12 protein-coding genes are annotated in these 19,109 nt (G+C 61.4%); 3 read left to right on the forward strand and 9 right to left on the reverse strand.

The annotated features are described in order from the left end of the window. Positions 1-212: 212 nt before the first annotated feature. The 4 genes from valS to ACUIAF_RS07380 form a co-directional block, all read right to left on the reverse strand. Positions 213-2,954, reverse strand: a complete 2,742-nt coding sequence (valS, locus tag ACUIAF_RS07365; RefSeq protein WP_445338408.1) for a valine--tRNA ligase — start codon at positions 2,952-2,954, stop codon at positions 213-215. A 44-nt stretch (positions 2,955-2,998) separates the two neighbouring features. Beyond that, complete coding sequence (locus tag ACUIAF_RS07370) at positions 2,999-4,555, reverse strand: ABC transporter substrate-binding protein (protein WP_445338410.1); 1,557 nt, start codon at positions 4,553-4,555, stop codon at positions 2,999-3,001. A 10-nt stretch (positions 4,556-4,565) separates the two neighbouring features. After that, entirely contained in the window at positions 4,566-5,213 is a 648-nt protein-coding gene (gene nth / locus ACUIAF_RS07375; protein ID WP_110417862.1) for an endonuclease III, read from the reverse strand. Between the two features lie 61 nt (positions 5,214-5,274). Next, the gene (locus ACUIAF_RS07380; RefSeq protein ID WP_445338411.1) at positions 5,275-6,105 is read right to left on the reverse strand and encodes a winged helix-turn-helix transcriptional regulator; all 831 of its coding nucleotides are present in this window, start codon (positions 6,103-6,105) and stop codon (positions 5,275-5,277) included. A 163-nt stretch (positions 6,106-6,268) separates the two neighbouring features. On the opposite strand from ACUIAF_RS07380, the gene ACUIAF_RS07385 reads away from it, so the two are divergent. Continuing rightward, entirely contained in the window at positions 6,269-6,931 is a 663-nt protein-coding gene (locus tag ACUIAF_RS07385; RefSeq protein ID WP_015022501.1) for a hypothetical protein, read from the forward strand. 1 nt (position 6,932) lies between these two features. Here the strand turns inward: ACUIAF_RS07385 and ACUIAF_RS07390 are convergent, their stop codons facing one another. The 4 genes from ACUIAF_RS07390 to ACUIAF_RS07405 all read right to left on the reverse strand — a co-directional run bounded on the left by ACUIAF_RS07390 (position 6,933) and on the right by ACUIAF_RS07405 (position 9,501). Then, a complete protein-coding gene (locus ACUIAF_RS07390; RefSeq protein ID WP_110417696.1) occupies positions 6,933-7,496 on the reverse strand; it encodes a manganese efflux pump MntP in 564 nt (187 codons plus the stop codon). 266 nt (positions 7,497-7,762) lie between these two features. Continuing rightward, positions 7,763-8,407 carry a DUF421 domain-containing protein gene (locus tag ACUIAF_RS07395; protein ID WP_015022499.1) on the reverse strand — a complete coding sequence of 215 codons (645 nt, stop codon included), beginning with the start codon at positions 8,405-8,407 and terminating at the stop codon, positions 7,763-7,765. A gap of 3 nt (positions 8,408-8,410) precedes the next feature. Continuing rightward, positions 8,411-8,857 (reverse strand): DUF3290 family protein, encoded by a 447-nt coding sequence (locus ACUIAF_RS07400; RefSeq protein ID WP_015022498.1) that lies wholly within the window; start codon positions 8,855-8,857, stop codon positions 8,411-8,413. Between the two features lie 152 nt (positions 8,858-9,009). Continuing rightward, positions 9,010-9,501, reverse strand: coding sequence for an inorganic diphosphatase (locus ACUIAF_RS07405; RefSeq protein ID WP_445338413.1), 492 nt, complete (start codon positions 9,499-9,501; stop codon positions 9,010-9,012). Between the two features lie 157 nt (positions 9,502-9,658). Between ACUIAF_RS07405 and ACUIAF_RS07410 the strand changes: the two genes are divergently transcribed. Next, positions 9,659-13,564 carry an LPXTG cell wall anchor domain-containing protein gene (locus ACUIAF_RS07410; RefSeq protein WP_445338415.1) on the forward strand — a complete coding sequence of 1,302 codons (3,906 nt, stop codon included), beginning with the start codon at positions 9,659-9,661 and terminating at the stop codon, positions 13,562-13,564. A 51-nt stretch (positions 13,565-13,615) separates the two neighbouring features. Here the strand turns inward: ACUIAF_RS07410 and ACUIAF_RS07415 are convergent, their stop codons facing one another. Beyond that, the gene (locus tag ACUIAF_RS07415) at positions 13,616-17,341 is read right to left on the reverse strand and encodes a glycosyl hydrolase 115 family protein (protein WP_445338417.1); all 3,726 of its coding nucleotides are present in this window, start codon (positions 17,339-17,341) and stop codon (positions 13,616-13,618) included. A gap of 192 nt (positions 17,342-17,533) precedes the next feature. Between ACUIAF_RS07415 and ACUIAF_RS07420 the strand changes: the two genes are divergently transcribed. Beyond that, positions 17,534-18,538 (forward strand): LacI family DNA-binding transcriptional regulator, encoded by a 1,005-nt coding sequence (locus ACUIAF_RS07420; RefSeq protein WP_445338418.1) that lies wholly within the window; start codon positions 17,534-17,536, stop codon positions 18,536-18,538. Positions 18,539-19,109 lie beyond the last annotated feature (571 nt).

A 19,109-nucleotide genomic window follows, 5' to 3' on the forward strand; every position in this document is an offset into this window, starting at 1 on the left:
GTGATCAGGCCCTTGCAGGACAAATTCGTTGCAAGAGGCCATGCCGTTGATTGTGGAGGCTGCACTTTTTGCATGAGCGCCGAAGGTTCGATTGGCATTGCGGATTGCCACGATGGTTGCACTGATAACGGCCTTGTCACCAGTGACGCCGATAAAAAACCGGGGCGGTGCCTATGGCTGAACCGCCCCGGTTGCATTGGGAATTGTGAAGCCTACTTGCGAGGCTTCTTGGCGGGGGGCTCGCCCAGCTGGCTGGCGGTCACCCGGATGCCCGCTTCATCCTCGCCGGCTCGCGCCGCCTCGGACTGAGCGGGCTCCTCGACCAGATCCAGATCTCCGGTGACCCTGCCTGCTTCCGCTATATCGTCCAGGGCGGCCTTGACGGCTTCCAGGCCCTCCGGCGCCACGCTCAAGGATGCGGAGAGGATGGGGGTCTTCATGGAGACCTTGGCCTCGGACTTGATCCGCCGCAGTGATGCCAAGGCCATGCCTGCCCAGGCCAAAAGAGCTGGATCCTGGCCCTGGGCAGCTGCCCGGTAGGATTCTGGACGTGGCCAGGAGGCCCGGTGAACCGATCCGTCTCCCTGGTGCATCCACTGCCATGCTTCCTCGGTGGCGAAAGGCAGGAAGGGGGCCAGGAGACGGTCGAGAGCGTCCAGGACCAGTCCCAGGGTCGTGCGGGCGCTGAGCACCTGGGCCTCATCAGGGGTCCTGCCGGTGGCATCCGCAGTTCCGTAGGCTCGGTTCTTGGCCAGTTCGATGTAGTTGTCGCAGAAGTCCCAGAAGAAGGACTCAGTCACCTCCAGGGCCTTGGAGTGCTCGTATGATTCCAGGGCCTTGGTGGCCTGGTCGATCACCTGGGCAAGGCCGGCCAGGACCGCCCGGTCCAGCGGGACCGTGACGTCAGCGGGGTTCCAGGTGGCCTCCGCTGCCTGAGTGACCTTATGATTCTCATCCTCCCGCCCGATGGCCAGGGCGAACTTGACGGCGTTGAGAAGCTTTACGGCCAGGCGGCGGCCGATCTTCATCTGCCCCTCATCGTAGGTGGCGTCCAGACCCAGCCGGGCGCAGGATGCCCAGTAGCGCACGGCATCGGCTCCATACTTCTTGATGGGTTCGTCCGGCACCACCACATTGCCCTTGGACTTGCTCATCTTCTTATGGTCCGGGTCCAGGATCCACCCCGACAGGGTGGTGTCGCTCCAGGGTAGGCAGCCGTTCTCCAGGTGGGCGCGATCCATGGAGCTGAAGAGCCAGGTGCGGATGATGTCCTGGCCCTGGGGACGCAGATCCATGGGGAAGGTGGCCTTAAAGAGGGCCTGGTCCTGCTCGCCCGGCTCGGCCCAGTGGGTCACGATCTGGGGGGTCAGGGAACTGGTGGCCCAGGTATCCATGATGTCCCTCTCGGCCGTGAAGCCGCCGGGCTGGTCGCGTTGTGACTCTTCGAAGCCCTCGGGTACGTCGCTGCTGGGATCGATGGGGAGCCTGTCCTCGGCCGGGGTGATGGGATGGGCGTAGTCGGTCTCGCCGTTCTCCTTGACCGGGTACCAGAGAGGGAAGGGAACTCCGAAGAAGCGCTGGCGGGAGATCAGCCAGTCACCGTTTAGGCCTTCGACCCAGTTGTTGTAGCGCACCCGCATGAAGTCCGGGTGGAAGTTGAGCTCCTTGCCACGCTCCAGCAGCTCCTGGTTCAGTTTCTGATCGGTGCCGCCATTGCGCAGGTACCACTGACGGGAAGTGACGATCTCCAGGGGCTTGTCGCCCTTCTCGTAGAAGTTGGTCATGCGCTTGGTGGGCTTGGGCTCGCCGTCCAGGTCGCCGGACTCGCGCAGGGCGTCCACGATGATCTTGCGGGCGGAGAAGGTGGTCTTGCCCTCGGTCTGCTTGAAGATTCGCCGTCCGCCTTCGTCGGTGATCCAATCCGGCACGTCCATCACGATTCGTCCATTGCGCTGGATGATGGACCTGGTGGGCAGGTTCAGATCCCGCCACCACTGCACGTCGGTCACGTCGCCAAAGGTGCAGCACATGGCGATGCCGGCGCCTTTGTCCATTTCTGCGGCGGGGTGGGCCAGAATGGGCACCTCCACCTTGAACAGGGGGGAGTAGACCTTCTGCCCGAAGTACTTCTGGTAGCGCTTGTCGTCCGGATGGGCGATCAGGGCGCCGCAGGCCGCCAGCAGCTCAGGCCTGGTGGTCTCGATGTATATTGGCGTGCCGTCCGCAAACCGGAAGGCCACACGATGGTAGAAGCCGTCGTACTCGCGCGACTCCAGCTCGGCCTGGGCCACGGCGGTCTGGAAGGTCACGTCCCAGAGCCCGGGGGCCTCCTTCTGGTAGGCCTCGCCCCTGGCCAGGTTCCGCAGGAAAGCCTTCTGCGCCACCCGGCGGGGATGCTCGCCGATGGTGTGGTAGGTCTGCGACCAGTCCACCGACAGGCCCAGCGACCGCCAGAGCTGTTCGAAGAGCTTCTCGTCCTCGGCGGTCAGTTCCTCGCAAAGTTCGATGAAATTCTGCCGAGAGACCGGCACCTGGTCCTTGGCGCTGATCTTCCTGCCCTTGGTTCCGTGGAAGGGGGGTTTGAAGTCCGGATCATACTTGAGCGAGGTATCCACGCGAACCCCGTAATAGTTCTGGACCCGTCGCTCGGTGGGCAGGCCGTTGTCGTCCCAGCCCATGGGGTAGAAGACGTCATAGCCCTGCATCCGCTTGAACCGGGCGATCACGTCGGTATGGGTATATGAGAAGACGTGTCCCACATGCAAATGCCCGGAGACCGTGGGCGGCGGGGTGTCGATGGAGTAGACGCCGGAGCGCTCGCGGGTGTTGCGGAAGCGATAGACGCCGGACTCGTCCCAGTCGCGGCACCACTTTTCCTCCAGGCCATCCACGCCCACCCTGTCGGGCAGGGGGGTCAGATGGGCATTGACGATTCCTTGGTGTTCAGCAGACATACCAGCATTTTATGGACGAACAGTGACAAGGGGCACCGGCCTCCTTACCCCTGGACGCGCAGGTTCCACAGGGGCAGGTAGCGGTCCAACAGAGAGCTGGGCATGCCCTGGAGGCGAGGGGCGGTGAGGACCAGGGGCATACGCTGATAAAGCCAGTCGCTGGGGGAGAGGTCGCTGACCTGTCGGGCAAAGGCCCGCAGTCGCTCGGCATAGGTGTTCTGGTCGGTGCAGTCCGTCACCTGCTTCCAGGAATTCTGAATATCGACGTTGTCGAAGAGCATGGTGGAGGCGGGGTCGGCGAAGCGGTCGATTTCATCATTGTCCATGACCAGCAGGGCCATGTCATAGTCGTGGTGGTTGAGCACCTGGTCGCGGAATGCAGCCTGGTCCACCATGGAGACCTGGCTGGGGATGCCCACCGCCTTCAGCTGCGTGCGGATCAGATCACCCGCCTGGCTACCGAATTCCTGGGGGTAGACCAGGCGCAGACCACCGTGATAGTAGGACTGGGCGTAGTAAGAGGTTCGACGGGCCGCCTGGGTTCGGTCGAAGGGGAAGGCCTGCAGACCGGGATCATAGCCGGGGCTCAGCGGGTTGAGCGGCCCGCCCAGAGCTTTGGCTTCGCCGCCTTCCAGATCGGCCAGCGCCTGGCGGTCCAGGGCATAGCGGACGGCCTCGCGCACATGCTGGTCGGACAGCAGGCTGGATGCCTCGTTGTTGAAGGCCAGGACCACATTGTCTGTGCTGGGCGTGGCGGTCGGTGCCTTGCGTCCCTTGGCTGAGGATGTTTTGCGGGCCTGGTCGGCGGTGGCCGGGTCCATGTCCACCACAGCGTCCAGGCGTCCCTGGTCCAAATCCTTGATGGTCTGCTCGGGGCCGCCGGCGTAGCTGAAGATCACCTTGCGAATAGCGGCCTTGTCCGGGCCTCGGTAGGACTTGTTGGCGGTCAGGGTCAGGCTGGTGCCCGGCTGCCAGTCATCCACTTGGTAGGGGCCTGAACCAGCTGATCGAGTGGAATAGTTTACCCGGGCCTGGCGGTCGTAGACTATGCCCGCCCGACCGCTCAGGGCTGTCAGCAGTCTGGCGTTCGGGCTCTTCAGACCGATTACCAGTGTGGCATCATCGGGGTTGGTGACCCTGGCCAGTCCGTCCAGGTCCCGATGGCCCTGGTACTGGTGGTCGATGATTTGCTGCAGGGACCAGAGGGCATCCTCCGAGGTCAGGCGGCGTCCGTCAGCGAAACGGGCGTCATCGCGCAGATGAAAGGTATAGAGCAGCCCGTTTGCGGAGACCTCCCAGTTCTGAGCCAGGCCGGGTGTCGGACGACCTTTTGCATCAGGCCTGGTCAGGGTCTGGTAGACGTTGCCCATCAGGGCCTGGTCGGTGGCGTGTCCGGGTTCGGTACGAATATCCAGGGATACAGGGGCCTGGCGGGCGCGGATGCGCACGATTTGGCCCGAACCGCCCTGGGCCCAGGGCAGCTGCCAACCTCCTTGTCCTGTCACAACTGGCCAGGCTATGTAGGTGCCCGCGGTCAGGACCGCCAGTACCAGGAGAAAGATGACTCCGGATTTGATCTGTTTGTGTCTGCCGTGTGCCATGGTCTTGATTCTACCGAGAGGCCGGTCCGGCCAGGAGCTCGGCGCTGGGACATGTTTCGGCCAGGGGGCAGTGGAGACAGTCGGGCTTGCGGGCGTGGCAGGTGGCCCGGCCGTGGAGGATCAGCCTGTGTGACAGATTGGTCCAGTCCTCGGGCGGGAAGCAATCGCAGATCTCATGCTCGATCTTTACCGGATCGGGGTGGGCGCTTCGCCAGTCGGTTCGCCAGCGCAGGCGTCCGGTGACCCGGGTGACGTGGGTGTCCACCGGAAATCCGGGAATGTTGAAGGCGTTGCCCAGGACCACGTTGGCCGTCTTGCGCCCCACGCCGGGCAGGCTGGTCAGCTCCTCCATGGTCTGGGGGACCTTGCCGCCGTAGTCTTCGGTCAGCATCAGGGAGAGCCCCAAGAGGTGGCGGGCCTTGGCATGGTAGAAGCCCACCGGGTGGATGATGGCCTCCAGTTCGGCAGGCTGGGCCTGGGCCATGGTCGCGGGGTCGGGGTAGCGCTCGAAGAGTTCGGGGGTCACCGAGTTGACCCGCTTGTCGGTCGTCTGGGCGCTCAGGACCGTGGCAACCAGCAGTTCAAAGGGGTTGCGGAAGTGCAGGGCGCAGACCGCCTCGGGAAAGACCTGGCAGAGGATGCGGTACTCCTCGTGCATGCGGGCCAGGCGTCGGGCCTTGCTTTCCCTGCCCTGAGGGTGCTTTCGATTTGATGATGCATCAGTCACTATGATTGGTTTTCTTCTTCTGGGAATCCTGGGATTGTTCCGACTTGCTGTCCTTTTGCTCGGCTGGGTCTGGGCCGGTCTCGGCATCCGGCTCGGACTTGGGGACTGAGGCCGTCCGTGCCGACGAGGGCGGATCGAATCGGTAGCCCACGTTGCGGACCGTGCCGATCAGGTGCTCATACTCGCTGCCCAGCTTGGCCCTGAGCCGCCGCACGTGCACATCCACCGTTCTGGTGCCGCCGTAGTAGTCATAGCCCCAGACCTCCTGGAGGAGCTGGGCTCTGGTGAAGACCCTGCCTGGATGCTGAACCAGGTATTTGAGCAGCTCGAACTCCTTGTAGGCCAGGTTGATGGGCTGACCGTGGATCCGGGCCGTGTAGCTCTCGGTGTCCACAACCAGGTCACCCGAGCGGACCTGACCGGTGGGCACCTGGTCCTCCACCTCTTCTGGCTGGACATCCGGCTTGCGTGTCGGTGTCACGCGCTGGCAGACCAGACGCAGCCGGGCCTCGACCTCCGCGGGGGATGCGGACTGAATGATAATATCGGCCACGCACCAGCCGGCATTGACCACGGTGAAGCCGCCTTCGCTCAGAATCAGGATGATGGGTGTGGACAGGCCCGAGGCTCGGGTCAGGCTGCAAAGGGTCTTGGCCTCGGCCAGGTCGTCGCTGGCATCAATCAGCAGCACCGTATCCTCCGGCATTCTTACCAGGGAGGCGGCATCCAGGGGCAGAACGCGCACTCGATGGGAGAGCAGGGCCAAGGCTGGCAGAACCGATGCCGGGTCCTCGGCGCAGGTCATCAAGGTCAGATCCGTCACGGGGGTACCTTCTTCCCTGTCCGTTCGTCCATAGCGGGGGTGGATTCGTTGAACAGTGGTCATCATTGTACAATCGGCCCGTCACAAGGGCTCCGAGTTCACAGGATGGCCTTGCCCTAGGATGTGACGTATGGCTCCCCGACGGGGACAGGCAGGAGGACCCATGGCGCAGACCGTAAAAGAAACCCGGGATGGGCACGCACCCGCTCTGACGCAGCTGCTGGCCCTGACGGCCCTGGTTCTGCCGGGCGTGGTGACGGGTTTGCTGATCGAGCCCCGGGTCGCTCGATGGGTGCAGGCTGTTCTGGTTCTGGTGCTGGTCCTGGCCCTGTTGGCCTCTTGGCCCTTGGTGGGCCGGGGCATCCGATCAGGTCCTGACCGAGCCGTGTCCGGCCTGCTTGCCTTGGCCTGCCTGGTGCCGACCCTGGTTGTGCAGGGGCCTGGTGCCCTTTGGGCCTGGCTGTCGACTGCGGCATTCCTGCTGGCCCTCCTGGCCGTGTTCATGTTCGTCCGGCAGATGCTGCGTCGGGACCGACGGATGGTCATCCGTGGTATTTCTGCAACCGCCATGGGCGGGGTGACCGCCGTCGCCGCCTCGGGATGGGTCTTCCTGCCAGAGTTGATTGGAGGCCTGTACCCTGACCTGATGCCGATCCTGGTGGTGCTTGTGGCCCTGCTGCTGCTGGTCGGGCTCATGACCTCGGGCCATCGCTGGGCACAAGAGGCAGTTGATCGGCGTGGAGCCATTGGCCTGGCGCTGATGTCGGTTCTTCTGGCCGGATCCATTGTGGTTCTGGCTGCCATGGTCTTGCTCACGACGTTCTGAGTCAGGCATTCATCAGATGATCCAGAAGAATCTGGATGCCCATGACGATCAGAATGATGCCGCCGGCGATTCTTGCAGGCTTGCGCCAGCGGGACCCGACAGCGTATCCGATGCGCAGCCCCAGAATGGAGGCCGCAGCCGTCACCAGTCCGATGACCAGTGCGGACAGCCAGATGTTGATACCCAGCAGGGCCAGGCCTGCGCCCACGCCGAATGAGTCAATGCTTGTGGCGATGGCTGCAGGGAGCATCTGCCGCCAGGAGAAGCTCTCTTCGCTGTTCGATTCCTCTTCCTCGCCGTAGACGCCCTCTCGGATCATGTTGACCCCGATGGCTGAAAGGATGCCGAAGATAATCCAGTGATCCACGGCGGCCAGAGAGTCCTGCAGCATGGAGGCGGCGAAGTATCCCAGCAGGGGCAGCAGAGTCTGGAATCCGCCGAACCAAAGTCCCACCAGCCAATGATGGCGCGCCCGCAGTCTGTCCACGGACAGTCCCTTGCTGATGGAGACAGCGAAAGCGTCAGAAGATACACCTAAAGCGATAAACAACAGTCTTAAGAACACGGCATTCCTTGAAAGGGTTCATCCCCGGCGGGATGGGCCTCGACCAGGTCTCCTCAAACCCGCCTACGCCTCGGGAGCGTCGAGCGCGGAACTGCCGATTGGAGTCGGCTTTGAATTCGTTGAATGCCGTTCACATGCTACGCCATAACAATATGGACATGGATTTTACCTGTCAGCGCCGGAACAATCAAGCATGGCAAACTATTGAATCGGCCCGTTAATGAGCCATAGTCACCGTCAGGCTGCCTCCTGCTGCATGGATGGCGCTACTTGTCCTGGTAGGTGACGGCGTAGAACTCGCCGTTCTGGTATCGGGCCATGTACACATCGCTGACCTTGTGTATGCCCTGCTTGGCCAGCTGCCCGTCGAGCCAGTCCTCGTCCCGTCCCATGGTGTCAAGAACGTCGGGATTGACCCGCCCGTCCATGACCACCGGATAGCGCACGTCCTTGTCGCCTTCGGAGATGATGGTCAGACTGCCGTTCTGCTCAACGATGCCCCGCTTGACGTCGCGGATGTCGTTGATGCCCTTGGTGCGCAGTTTGAAGTCCACTTCCTTGGCGGTCAGGTTGACCTTGAGGCAGTTCTGGACCAGCAGTTTGCCGTTCTTGATGATGGTGACCGGTTCGCCGTCGATGTACTTGCCCACGGCGTGGATGTGGGTCTTGGCATACCTGGTGATGAGAATCAGCGCCGCCCATATCAGCAGGATGACAATGTACTGGGCCATGGAGATGCTGTCGCTGTAGATGACCCCGCCGATGATGCCGCCCAGGACGTAGTTCTGCAACTGGTCCATGGGCGAGGTGGGTGCCAGGTTCCCCTTGCCGGTCACGTTGATGAGCAGGGTGATGAAGAGCAGTCCGACGATCAGCTTCAGGGCCACGTTGACGTAGAAATTGATATCCATGGGTCACTCTCCGATCACGGTGATGTCTGGGTGGTACAGATCGGCACGCTGCAGCAGGAATTCGGAGCCGGAGCTGTTGAATACCAGGGTGTAGTAGCCCTTGGGGGTCTTGATGATCATGTCGTTGTTGCGCGAGGTGTCGTTGATGCTGATCTGCTCAGGATTGACCTTGAGCTTGGCGGCGGATTTGTCGATGACCGTGGTCAGCTGTCCGCTCTGCAGGCTGGCCGTACGCAGATTGGTGTAGTCACTGTACTGGATGGCCGCAGCCAGCAGAAGCAGGGTGGCCAGGATGATGGACAGATCCTTGTACTTATGGTTCCAGCGGTGGCGGGAGTACATGAACAGGAAGAAAAGGAAGGCCAGGGCCAGAACGACGACCACGATGATTCTGATCATGGTCCAGTTGGTCTGTCCACCCTTGAGATATTGGTACGTATAGAAAGTCATAGCCGCTCCTGCCCTTGCGCGCGCGCACCCGCAATTGGCAATCGTAGACGGCCGGACGCGTTTTGGGAGGATTTGGGCATGCAAAACCCCGGTTCAGGCGCTCCATTGGTCCCTTGCCGGGGTGGTTATGACCGGTGGTCGTTCTTGAGAGGTCAGTGCTGGGCGGCCAAGCGCTCGCGTGCAGCCTTGATCTGGGTCTCGGCGGCCTCAGCATTGGTCCAGTAGTCGCCGGGCATGACCTCCTTGCCTGGCTCCAGAGCCTTGTACTGCTCGAAGAAGTGCTTGATCTCCTGCTTGTGGAAGTCGGAGACATCGTCGATGTCCTTGATGGCGTCGAAGCGAACGTCGGCGGGCACGCACAGGACCTTGTCATCCCCGCCGGCCTCGTCGACCATGTGGTAGAGGCCCACGGCGCGGCATTCGACGATGCAACCCGGGAAGACCGAATCGGGAATCATCACCAGAGCGTCCAAGGGATCCCCGTCCTCGCCCAGGGTGCCGTCGATGTACCCGTAGTCATCGGGGTAGCCCATGGAGGTGAAGAGGGTGCGGTCCAGCCTGATATGGCCGCTGTTGTGGTCCATCTCGTACTTGTTGCGGGAGCCCCGGGGAATCTCGACCAGCACGTCGAATGTCTCTGCCATTGTCCTGTCTCCTTTTCGGTCTGGACGGCATAGGTATGTCTCATACACAGCATAACCGTCCCGCAGCACATTCGACCACAGTCGCTCGCTCGCGCACCCATATGCCCTGCGGTCACTCATACTCAAGGCATGGAGCGGGCGAAGAGTGAGGACGAGTATGAACAAGCATAGATGGATCGGCCTGTTGACGGCTCTGGCTGCCTTGGCGGCCCTTGCCGGTCCGGCGGCTCCTGCCATAGCTGGGGGAGGATCAGGCCATGCCGGCGGCAGACCAGTGGCCCCGGGCGACGAAAACATTCAGATCTGGCAGGGTTGGGCCTACAAGGATGATGAACAAGGCGCCTTTGGCGGCTATGCTATAGGCAGCATCGACAAGGCGTTCTCCCAGTTGGGGGTTGTGGACAAGGGCAATGCCAATACGGCCCGGGTCAAGCGGCAGGCTCTAGACGAGGCCAATGGCAACTGTCAGGCGCGCTTTAATGAGGCCCACGCCGACCAATCCGGACAGGGTCACTGTCGGGTGACCGGCGTGGGAGTGGTTGCCACCTACCGTGGATCCCAACGTATCTTTGACGGAATCTCCGTGGCTATTCACAAGTATTGGATGGATAACTGGCGCAGCCAGGTGGCCAACACCACCTTCAGCAACCGTGGAGTGACCTATCGGACCAGCGACTCCTTCTGGGATCAGTCCAACGACAATCTGGACAAGTTCGCTGACGAGTATGCAGGCAACGAGAAGGGCATCTCCCTGGTGGTGATCATGCTCAACGACTACGAGCCCAAGCCGGCCGATCTGCCACCGGATCCACCCGATAAGCAAGTAGGTCGTGGCACTAGCGCGGATGGGATGACCAATCGCACCCATATCGTCACTGGAACCGGTCGGGGTGGGCGCGAACTGACTTTTAGTGATGTCTTCAATCCTCAGGGCAAGCAGTACCGTATCAGTGGTCAGCATGTCAGGGACCAGACCAGCGGCGAAGACCTGACCGACAAATTCGTTTTCAACACCGCCGAAGGGGATAGGCCACCTGGGGACCGGGCCACAGCCACCTGGAAGGGTGGGGCTCTTCCTGAGGAACATCGCTGGGCGTGGCAGCTGGACGTGACTGTCGAGCAACCGGAGACCGGACTGATTCTGGACCAGGGTGCAGTCCATTGGAAGGGCGCTGCCCGGCAGGTTGACCAGTCGACCCCGGAGCGTCGTACACCCACCTGGAAGCCCAGGCCGGACAAATCCTGGATCCTGCGGGATGCCGCCACGGGGGTGTGGAAGAGCGTCGTAGACCCCCAATGGAGTAACAAGACTGGTGCTGACGGACATGTCTTTTTGGACGGCGACCGGGTGGGGTCGGTGGTCAACGCCACTGTCGAAGCCCATCTGGCCGAGGCTCCTAAGGTTTTCGCCCTGACTGACGACTGGAGTGCCGCCGATTATCTGGTTGATCAGGACGGGGCTGGGGCAATTCGCATATTCGTTGCCAAAGCCAAGGCTGATGCAGACGGGCACTACCGCCACAGCAGCGTCGGAGACATCGTGGCCATGGGCAGGGACGTGACCGACCGTTTCCAAGTCAGCGTGAGCGGCACTCGGGCGCGGGCTCAGGCCAAGAGCGGGTGGTTGAACGGCCTCAAGGGGATGGAGGACCCCATGCAGGTCACCATGCTGGTACCATTCACGGTTCGCTTTGCCAATGGCGGTGGTGCGTCCCAGGTCCGCAAGGACCTGGGCGGAACACCGGATCAGGAGCTGACCTTCTGCAAGGCGCCGGACGGCCATGGCCACCAGGGCGAGGCTCTGACCAACTCGGGCTCCCAAACGGTCAACACGCAGAGTGTACAGACCAATAAGCCAGGCATCTGTGGATACCTGCCTCCGGTGCGTAAGGATGTCATCTCTGAGGCTGGCCAGGGCGGGGAGCAGGCCAGCGTTGACGGCAAGGTGGTCTTCCCTGGTCAGCGGCTGGAGTATCAGCTGGATACCCAGCCCAGTCTGCCTGACAATCTGGCTTATCCTGTCAAATCAATCATTCTGACGGATGTATATGACCGCTGGTTTTTGCCTGACAAACAGACCCTTGAGGTGACTGACCTGCAGAGTGGTGATGTCATCGCCAAGACCGGATATGCCACAAAGTGGAAGGACAAGGACCATGGCCTGCGGGTGACCATTACCGACTCCGCCCGTATCAGCCAGTGGCGTGCCGGGAGCAACCCCAGAATCCGTCTGCGCTTCGAGGGCAGGGTTGATTCCAAGGCCCCGACGGATCATCAGGTGGACAATCAGTGGGTGTTGACGTTGAACAATTCACTGACCCCCTCCAACCAGGTAAGCAATCCGCCCGCCGACTTCCATCCTTCTAAGAGCGATGTCAGCGCGCATGATCCAGGTATCAGCATCGACGGCAAGGTGCTCTTCGTGGGCGACCGTGGAGTTTATCGAATCAGTCTGGACGCCCGCCGCAGAAATACCGCCTATCCGGTCTGGCGACTGGGCATGACGGATGCCTACGACGCTCGTCATCTGGATATCGATCCCAAGAGCATCGAGGTTCTGGGCTCCGACGGTCGCGATTACACCAAGGCTTTCAATATTCAGGTCGCTGATGGTGTTGTCCTCGTCTTCGCCAAAACCGTGGATACCTATGTTCCTGCTACAGGCGTGACTCTCGAAGGGGATCCCCAGCCTGCGGATCTGGTTGCCTATGCCGCTGACCGAGGCCATAATCCCCTCAGAGAGCCGGCTATTGACCAAGGGCTGCTGGGGCGTACCTACGATCTGGTCCTGCCCTACACGGTCATCCGCGCAGAACCCGGTCACGTGGTGCGTAACCAGGCGACCCAGATCGTCAACGACCTGCACATAGCGACCAACGTGGTCGCCAATCCGGTCAAGCCGCTCAATCCCGCCAAGGATGTGGTAGTCGCTGTGGGCGGGGGAAGTGCACATGGCGGCAGCATCTACCGTGACCGACTCTTCCTTTATCGTCTGGACTCCAGTCTGCTGCCGGCCGGACGTGCCTATCCACAGGTGAAGACATGGCGGATCGAGGATCGGCTAGATCCCACGGTGGATCGGTTTACTGGCCATTGGGCCGTCTACGCCACCCAGGACCTCTACGAGAATGGGCGCATCCTGATTCATCATGGACGGATCATGGCTGGTTCGGACATGTCCGCAGATATCCATGGCGGCCCTTTGTTTACGATGACTGAAGACCCTGCAGGTCTGGTCAAAGTGGAGGCTACACCACGGTATCTGGCCCTGGTCAGCGCTTCAGGTGACCGTCCGGTCGGCTGGAGGGCCTACCTGCAATGCAGACGGCTGAAGAAGGTGGAACGTCACGAGAACCGATTCACTGAGTTCTATCAGGACAAGACCCTGGTCTCCAACACGGTCTGGACCAGAACGCCCGATATGACACCGGCTCTACACATTGAGAAGTTTGATCAGGCTGGCGGTATGCCCAAGGGTGATCGGGATCAGCCGGAACAGGCCCTCCGGACTCGTGACGACGTTCCCATTGTCTTCCGGATCACCAATGATTCGCCACGGGATCCCGGCGATGGGACGGGAGCTGTTTTCCTGGCTCGCCAACTGCATTTGGAAGATCGGACAGTCGTCGGTCAGGGGCGGGTGACCGGGATTCGCTATCCCGACAACTGGTCGACCCTGATGCTACGACCTGGCCAGTCTGTGGACGTGCATGCCACGGTGACGGGCATATCAGGTCGGCACACCGACAGGGCCAGGGTCATCGGCAGTCCTTTGGTGCCCTGTCCGGTAGATGATGCGGCGGCCCTTCCTGAGCGGGAAGATGCCGACAGGGCTTCTCTACAGCCAAATTCCCAGGGCGTGATGGTCGACGGCCGTCTGTTGTGCTCGGATCGGGCTGTCCGTTCAAATAGCGACGATTGGAACGCACTGGAGGAAGCGCTGCCCAAAACCGGGGCAGCAGTGGCTCTTCCTCTGGCCATCCTTGCAGCGGCAGTCATGACCGGCTCGCTTCTCTCCGGCCTGATCAGGCGGGTGTCCAAGAGCCCTAAGGGACGGCGATGACCGTTGACCTCAGGTTTCCAGCCCACACGTGTCCACTGGTCTGTCGTCTTTCTAACGGGGCCACTGCCCATCCAAGGGCGGCCGTGATCCGTCACAGGCCAGGTAGACACGTGCGATGCGCATGCCGGCCCGTTCCGGCTCCAAGGTCAGGACGTGCCGACCGCCGGTCAGCTGGACGGCGGTCATCTCCGACCATCCCCAGACATGCTCGGTGGCAAAGGTCATCAGTCTTCCCCTTCGGGGGAAGAGTTGGGCAGGGGCCAACGGCTGGCCGTCCAGAATCAAATGGCAGGAGTCCTCCAGCTCGGAGGCGAACTGGGCCAGGAGCCAGATTCCATAGTTGCCTGACCTGCCAACCGGGAAGGCCAGGTTCATGCCGGGAGCCCGACCAGGATCGGGCCAGAGCTGTTGCCTTGGCTCGGCCCGCATGGCCAGGCCCCGGCCCCCGTAAATGGGGGCGTCGGTGGGGACCCAGCAGCCTTTCCGAGGCTTGCCATTCTGTGGCCCAGACTGTGAAAACCAGGCATTTTCGTCCTGTCTTAGGCAATCGGCGGTCTCAAGGTAGATGCGCTCTGAAGTCTTGCTGGCGTCATTGTTCTGGCTGAGCTCCTGCTCGTGCTGGTGTCCGGCAGGCCAGACCAGCTTCGGTCGCGTATACAAACCGCCGTGAAGCCAGTAGTCCCGGTCAAAGTAGGGTACAGGTTCGTCCGGGGTATGGCCCGGATCGATTCCGTAGTCTTCGATGGCCAGGTTCCGCAGGGGGCGGTCCAAGGCATCGGTCGTGGGCGTTGGCTGATGGTCTGTAATCTGATTGCTGGTCTGATCTATGTCTATGTGAGATGTGTGAGAGTTTCCGTTATCAGCCCCTTTGGAGGTCCGGCCATCTGCCACCCAGGTACTGAAGGCCGGTCCCAGCCGGCTGGGCCGTTCCCGACCGGTGTTGATCACGACTTTGTCGATGCCGAAGGAGTCGTCCACGGCAATAAGTTGCAGCTGGTGGGGTCCTGCCTTCAAATAAGGCGGGATCATGGTTAGTTGCTCGGCGTTGTATACGATGGTCTCCTGCCAGTTGCCACGGAATTCGTCAGTGGTGGGCGATTCCAGGATTTCGCCTCGGTTGCCATCCAGGCTGACACGCAGGCGTATTCGCCCACGTGAGTTCAGGGTGGGCATCCGGTGAACCTCTAGATGGTGGCGGCCGGGGGTCTTCAGCCAGAAGTCCAGACTCAGACAGGCCCCGCTTCCTGAATCCGGGTCGCTCCAGCCCCTGGTCTGCATCAGGTCCGAGCCGAAACGCCCAAGGTCTTGGGTCGCCAGCCAAGTGGTGGCCTTCGTGAGGTCGGGGTTGACGCGTCCGCGTGAGGGGTCCATGCTGATGTGACCATCCGCCTCGACGTAGCCGGTGAATCCTTCTTCGAGGCGAGGATCCTTGCCTACTAGAACATCGACCCTGATCGGGGTCGACCAGACTTTTTCGGTTGCCTCCGGCTTACAGGGGCGGGTGATGATGGTCAGCATACCCTGACGACCAGCATGGGCTGAGGCGTTATCGACCTGTACATGGATTCGCCACTCGTCCTTGACGACCCGCTCCTTCTCCGGCAGGCGGATCCAGTCCTGATCGGCGCAGATGCGCACTTCCTGTGCAGGGCTGCCCTTAAGGTCCAGGTCAAACCACTGGTCGGAGATGCCGTAGGGATCAAAGACCAGCCTGGCGTGATTGTTATCGCCGGGAACCTTAATGCTCTCCTCTGCTCCCTGTGGCGTAAGGATCAGCCCCTGGTCCGGTTGGACCTTCACCGGTCTGCAAGCCGGGTACTGAGGCAGCGTAGGAGGAGGGAACCTGTTAGGAGTGAGAATGCCGTCCCAATCGCCTTGCGCCAGCTTCCTGTTGTACCAATGGAGCAGAGCCCGGATCATCCCCTGGAAAAGATGAGAGATTCTCATCTGCCTGTCGGCGGCCGGCAAGGCGCCTCGGGCGGCCTCGAGTCGGCTGCGGTCCGCATGGTAGAACTGGGCGTTAACGTAGTAGGTCATGGCGATCTTCAGGTCCACCAGCGATCGGTATGCTTCACGAAACTCTGGCTTCATGCTCCTGCCAAGATTGTGTGAGCGCTCAGCCAGCTCCCGTAAGGCTGCCAGGCGGCCGCCGGCCTCGTCGTCGTAGCCTGTCTGGGTGAAGGAGTCCTCGTGCAGGTGTTCGATTTTGGTCTGATTGTTGATCCGGTAGTAGCTCATGCACAGGTCGGCAGCTTCAGAGCCACGCTTGTCAGCGAAGGTCTGGTCGAACCAAGAGGCTATGAAGTCCCGGGCCGACAGACTGTGGTGATCCTTGTCTGCATTCCAGGCCAGGTGGAGGAAGTAGGATCCCTCCAGCTCCAGGCGCTTGATGGCCCCCAGATTATCCACCCACACCCGGCGGATGCCCCGATCCCAGCACTTGCCCAGCTGGTCGTTCATCAGAGCCAGGGGAGTGGATGAGGTGCAGCGGTAACTGGTCCTCGGTGGCGCCCAGTAGGAGCTGTGGTAGTAGACCCCATTGCCTCCCCTGCGTGCCCGTTCGGCCTGATTGGGGAAGCGACGCATATACCCGTAGTTGTCGTTGACCCACATGATGGTCACGTCTTCGGGCAGGTCCAGGCCCGCGTCATAGAGGGGCAGCACCTCCTTGTAGGGAATGAAGAGCTGGGGTACCTCCTGTGGAGGTCGACCCAGGTGCTGACGCAGGATGTCCCTCTGGTCGCGAATGACCCGACCGAGCAGATCGACCCGCGCTCGCAGACGACCCTCCTGGTCCAGGTTCGGATCCTCGTCGATGGCGCGCGTGGTCAGGCCCGTGTCGTGTATACCGCGCATGCCCAGGGTCCAGGTGACCTCGTAGTTCCGGTTCATGTCCACGCTCTGCGACCAGTAGCGCCGAATCATATCCCGGTTGTGTCCGGGCAACGAATAGTCATAGTCCACATGTCCGCCCTGCGAGGCCACCCAGGGGTCCCACTCATGCTGGTTGCTCCGCAGGAGCATGTCACAGTGGCTGCTTCCGATGACAATCCCCATGCTCTGGGCAAGCCTGCCGTTACGCGGATCGGCATTGAAGGCGTTGACGTGCATGGCCGGCCACAGATAGTTGCCGCCCAGCCGCAGAATCAGGTCAAAGACCTTTTCGTAGGTCGTTGGTCCGATGGTTCCGTCCGGGGTATGCAGGCGGGCCCAGTCGTCCAGCTCCTCCTCGTCGTTGATGAAGAGGCCCCGGTATTTGACCGAGGGCCAGTCGAAGACGCGCAGGTCGCCGGGCAGGCATATCCGTTCATGGTGACGTGCCGGCACGTTCCCCCACCAGTGCAAGGGTGAGATGCCGATGGCCCGGCTGAGAGCGTAGATCCCGTAGATGGTTCCGCGCCGATCAGCCCCGGCGATATAGAGGGTGCCGTCGATGACCTGCAAGGTGAAGCCTTCCCAGCGATACTCTCCCTGGGGGTCCTTGAGCGGGGTCAGATCGAGCTGGTCGGAGCAGACAGCCGAATCGATCCAACTTGAATGGCCCAGGGTGCCCAGGCAGATGGTCAGGCTATTCTCGTCGATCAGGTTGGTCGGTCTCTGGGTCCGGCCGGTGACGGTCGCAAAATCCCTCATCAGATTGCTTGCCGCAATTTGCACAGCCGAATCCTCACCATGATCCAGCAGCCAATTGGGCCGGACCCTTGAATCGGCCAGAACTGCGCCCGACCCGGCGGTCACTGGGATGGTTCCGGGCTGGGGATGAAACAAGGTGACCATGGTGGCGCTCCCACTGTCTGCTGATCTGGCGGATGCTCTGCCGCCTGTGTTCGGACACCCATAGGCTAACACCTGATTAGGAAAATTTTCAATGAGAAAAAAATGAATACGACTGACAGGGTTCGATGGCCGTCTCACTCCATTACCATAGTTGGAGACGCTCACAGTCCAGCAGAGCCGGGAGGCGATCCGATGAGCAAGAAAGTGACGCTGGCCGACGTGGCTGCCAAGGCGGGGGTTGCGGTGTCCACAGCCTCCAAGGCGCTACGCAACAGCGCACAGGTCAGCGGTCCGACAAGGGCCAAGGTGTTCAAGGCCGCGGCAGAGCTCTCCTTTTCGCTCAATGAGCGTCAGAAACAGTCCCAGCCTCCCAGCCTGCCCAAGTCGGTGGGGCTGGTCACTTCGGACCTGGACGGTCAGTTCTCCATGCCCATCCTGATCGGTGCGGAAAGCTACTTCGGGGTCGAGTCCATTCCTGTTTTTCTCTGCAACGCCGGCAGGGACCCGGCTCTTGAACAGCACCATATAGATAATCTGCTGGCCTACGGCGTCAAAGGTCTGCTCATGGTCGGATGGCGCACCGATCCGCGGCCTGCGCTGGCCAGCTGTCCGGTGCCGGTTGTCTATGCCAACCAGGCGTCCCTGGATCCCCATGACTGCTCGGTCGTCACCGACAACGAGGATATCGGGCGGCTGATGGTCCGGCATCTGGTCGAGGGAGGATCCAAAAAAATCGTGCTGATCGCCGGCGATCCAGCCTTCCAGTCCTCGATCAGGCGACTTAAGGGCGAGATGGCCGAACTGGACAGCCGTGGTTTGGCTGCCGTGCGTACCGTTCGGTATGGGGGCTGGAACGAAGAGACCGGGCGTCGCACCATGATTAGCTTGCTGGATGAAGGAGTCGACTTCGACGGGGTGGCTTGCGGCAACGACGAGATAGCCCGGGGGTGCCTGGATATTCTGCATGACCGGCATGTTTCCGTGCCGGATAGGGTATCGGTGGTCGGGGTTGACAATCGGTCGGTCATTGTCGGCAATTCGCGTCCTCCGCTGACCAGTGTCGACCTGAATCTGAAGGCCATCGGCACCAGGGCGGCCAGCTGCCTTGCTGACATGCTGGACGGCCGGGGTCACCAAGGTATCGAATGCGTCAAGGGCACGCTGGTCCAGCGCGCCTCTACCAGAATGCCCTTGTAAGGCCGTTCGTCGGCAGATTTCCGAAGGTCGTACAATCCAGATCTCACTGACACAAGCGAAGCTTTCGTCCTCTAACTTTCAGTAACTTTTTTGCTCGAAAAACTTTCTCTTATCATGACCAGTGTCGGAGTGGTCGCTAGGAATCAGGGCCGCCGGCCATCTGGTCCGGTTTCCGGTGTGGACGAGGTCATTCCTTTCAACGCCTGCATATCCCACTCAATGGAGAAGGGGCATTTCATGACCTTGCATCGCACACGGATGCCTTGGGTGGAGACCGCGGCTCATCCCGGTACCGGGGGAATCGGCCCTTTGGCAGGCGTCGGCGCCGTTGTCAGAGCATCGGTGAATATGCTCTGCTCATCGTTGCTGGCCCTTGTGGGCGATGGTGCTGCCTGCAGTCGTCTTTGTGGCCAAGCACCCTCTGACGTAGAAGATGGCCCAAGAAGGCCTGGCCTGTGTAGGTTGAGAAGGGGCGCGGCTGCCGAATCAACTGGCAGGAGGAGAGCTCCGACTGGGATCAGTACCTGGATACCCCAAGAAAGCCTATCTGGACCAGAACATCGGGTTGAAG

The organism is Bifidobacterium sp. ESL0822 (genome assembly GCF_052606675.1).

Excerpts from the sequence above, each read along its gene's own strand:
- ACUIAF_RS07420 (WP_445338418.1), top strand. The coding sequence starts at position 17,534 with ATGAGCAAGAAAGTGACGCTGGCCGACGTGGCTGCCAAGGCGGGGGTT.
- ACUIAF_RS07400 (WP_015022498.1), bottom strand. The coding sequence starts at position 8,857 with ATGACTTTCTATACGTACCAATATCTCAAGGGTGGACAGACCAACTGG.
- ACUIAF_RS07395 (WP_015022499.1), bottom strand. The coding sequence starts at position 8,407 with ATGGATATCAATTTCTACGTCAACGTGGCCCTGAAGCTGATCGTCGGA.
- ACUIAF_RS07385 (WP_015022501.1), top strand. The coding sequence starts at position 6,269 with ATGGCGCAGACCGTAAAAGAAACCCGGGATGGGCACGCACCCGCTCTG.
- ACUIAF_RS07405 (WP_445338413.1), bottom strand. The coding sequence starts at position 9,501 with ATGGCAGAGACATTCGACGTGCTGGTCGAGATTCCCCGGGGCTCCCGC.
- valS (WP_445338408.1), bottom strand. The coding sequence starts at position 2,954 with ATGTCTGCTGAACACCAAGGAATCGTCAATGCCCATCTGACCCCCCTG.
- ACUIAF_RS07415 (WP_445338417.1), bottom strand. The coding sequence starts at position 17,341 with ATGGTCACCTTGTTTCATCCCCAGCCCGGAACCATCCCAGTGACCGCC.
- nth (WP_110417862.1), bottom strand. The coding sequence starts at position 5,213 with ATGCACGAGGAGTACCGCATCCTCTGCCAGGTCTTTCCCGAGGCGGTC.
- ACUIAF_RS07370 (WP_445338410.1), bottom strand. The coding sequence starts at position 4,555 with ATGGCACACGGCAGACACAAACAGATCAAATCCGGAGTCATCTTTCTC.
- ACUIAF_RS07410 (WP_445338415.1), top strand. The coding sequence starts at position 9,659 with ATGAACAAGCATAGATGGATCGGCCTGTTGACGGCTCTGGCTGCCTTG.